We start from the raw sequence: 2,422 nt of genomic DNA on the forward strand, positions 1-2,422 counted from the left end.
AACACGGAAGTTAAGCTCTCTAGCGCCGATGGTAGTTGGGACCTTGTCCCTGTGAGAGTAGGACGTCGCCAAGCAACTGTAAGACGAGTCAGAATGACTCGTCTTTTTTGTGTTTCTAACTTCTGATCAGTCTCAAGTTATTCTGTTATATTCAATTTCGATATGTAGTTTAAGATTTTTTTATTTTTGTGGAAGTAATCTATCGGTATGTTAAAATAGTACAGTTGTTTTTTGAAGTACTTTAATATAGGAAGATTTAATTTTTTAAAAGGAGATAACATGAAAAAGATAGGTATAATTACTATAGTAGCCTTAGTCCTTCTAGCGATTGTGTATATGTTAGTCGGGAATTATTTTTATAATTATGCGTTGAATGCGAAACAAGAGAAAGAGTTTTTAGAGGATAATCCTCACTTAGTAGAAACCGTGAATGCATCAGGAGATGTGTTCGCTACAAATGAAGAAAAGGATGCTAGCTTTGTCTCAAATCATAAACCTAACACACTACACATAAATTCTTTCGATAAGTTGAAATTAACAGGTTATGAATATATGAATAAACAATCTAGCCATAAATGGGCAATTGTAGTTCATGGATATGATAGTAGGGCATCAAAAATGACGAAATATATCCGGAATTTTTATGAACAAGGCTATAACGTCATAGCGCCAGATCTTCGTGGGCATGGAAATAGTGAAGGTGATTATATAGGGATGGGCTGGCACGATCGTAAAGATATTTTGATTTGGATCCAACAAATTGTAAAGAAAGACCCCAATGCTGAAATAGCACTATTTGGTGTTTCAATGGGAGGGGCAACTGTAATGATGACTTCAGGTGAAGATTTACCTTCTAACGTGAAAGTTATTATTGAAGATTGTGGATACTCAACTGTTGTTGGTGAATTTACTTATCAACTAAAAGATTTATTCCATTTACCGAAGTTTCCTGTTATGAATGCGGCTAATACGGTTACAAAATTAAGAGCTGGATATGATTTAGAAGAAGCTTCAGCTGTAAAACAAGTTGAGAAAAGTAAAACACCGATGCTATTCATTCACGGGGATGCGGATACATTTGTTCCTTTTGAAATGTTAGATGAAGTATATAATGCTGCAAAAGTAGAAAAAGAGAAATTAATTGTTCCAGGTGCTGGACATGGAGAAGCTGAGAAGATAGATTCAAATGCATATTGGAATACCGTATGGAAGTTCGTGGGAAGATATATTTAAGTATAATTAGATTTACATATACGATAATCAGAAGGGAATACTTTTGATTATCGTTTTTCTATTTATAGATTTATTTTAGGTTGTAGTATATAAGGCTTGAAGCATAAATTTTTGAATTCCTTAGTGCCAGTGCTACAATGATTGAAAACTACATGTTAATGAGGTGTTTCTATGAAAATTGAAGTATGGTCAGATTTTGTATGCCCGTTTTGTTACATTGGGAAACGTAGATTAGAAGTAGCTTTAGAGCAATTTCCTCATAAGAAGGATGTTGAAGTTGAGTTTAAAAGTTTTGAATTAGACCAAAATGCTCCAATCTATTCTGGAACAAGTATTAATGAAGTACTTGCATCAAAGTATGGGATTAGCATTGAAGAAGCGAAACGTAATAACGTGCAGCTAGGTAATCATGCAGCTAGTATGGGTTTAAGTTTTAATTTTGATGAGATGAAGCCGACGAACACTTTTGATGCGCATCGTCTTGCGAAATTTGCAAAGGATCAAGGGAAAGAAAAAGAGATTACGGAAAATCTACTTTTTGCATATTTCACTGAATCGAAAAATTTAAGTGATGTGGATACGCTTGCTACTATCGCTGAAGCTTCAGGTTTAGATAAACAAGAATCTTTACGTGTCATTCATGATAAAAGTGCATATGCAAATGATGTTAGAGTTGATGAAGCGATCGCTCAGCAATATCAAATTTCAGGAGTGCCTTATTTTATTATTAATCAAAAGTATGCTATTTCAGGTGCACAACCACTTGAAACTTTTGTTGGTGCACTTCAGCAAGTGTGGGAAGAAGAGAACCCTGCACCTAAGTTACAAGAGCTTTCTTCTGAAGGCGGAAATGATATGTTTTGTACGGATGAAAGTTGCTCAGTACCTTCAAAAGAACAATAGTTTTTATGATGGAATAGCAACCCATAGATTATTTTATGGGTTGCTTATATATTCTTATAGAAGAGATTTATAAAAAATGAAGTTTTTTATAAAAACATATTGACGGTTTTAGGTTAGAAGTGTAATATAGAAAAAGTCGCCGATGACAAAAACGTCGAAAGCGACAAATAAAATGAAAAACTTAGTTGACATTAACTAACGAAGATGTTAACATAAGGAAGTCGCAAATGAGCGACCAAGTAGTTCTTTGAAAACTGAACGAAACAAACAACGTGAAACGTCAATT

2 protein-coding genes are annotated in these 2,422 nt (G+C 34.2%); both read left to right on the plus strand.

The annotated features are described in order from the left end of the window. Nucleotides 1–279 precede the first annotated feature (279 nt). A complete protein-coding gene (locus tag MR079_RS28055) occupies nucleotides 280–1,233 on the plus strand; it encodes an alpha/beta hydrolase (RefSeq protein WP_242295059.1) in 954 nt (317 codons plus the stop codon). Nucleotides 1,234–1,404: 171 nt separating this feature from the next. After that, nucleotides 1,405–2,136, plus strand: coding sequence for a DsbA family oxidoreductase (locus MR079_RS28060; RefSeq protein ID WP_139869853.1), 732 nt, complete (start codon nucleotides 1,405–1,407; stop codon nucleotides 2,134–2,136). The last annotated feature ends 286 nt before the right edge of the window (nucleotides 2,137–2,422 follow it).

The sequence above is a fragment of the Bacillus cereus group sp. BfR-BA-01381 genome (assembly GCF_022663555.1).
Taxonomy (GTDB): Bacteria; Bacillota; Bacilli; order Bacillales; family Bacillaceae_G; genus Bacillus_A; species Bacillus_A pacificus.

What these genes read in the sequence shown, in the direction of transcription:
- MR079_RS28055 (WP_242295059.1), top strand. Translation starts at nt 280, where the DNA reads ATGAAAAAGATAGGTATAATTACTATAGTAGCCTTAGTCCTTCTAGCG.
- MR079_RS28060 (WP_139869853.1), top strand. Translation starts at nt 1,405, where the DNA reads ATGAAAATTGAAGTATGGTCAGATTTTGTATGCCCGTTTTGTTACATT.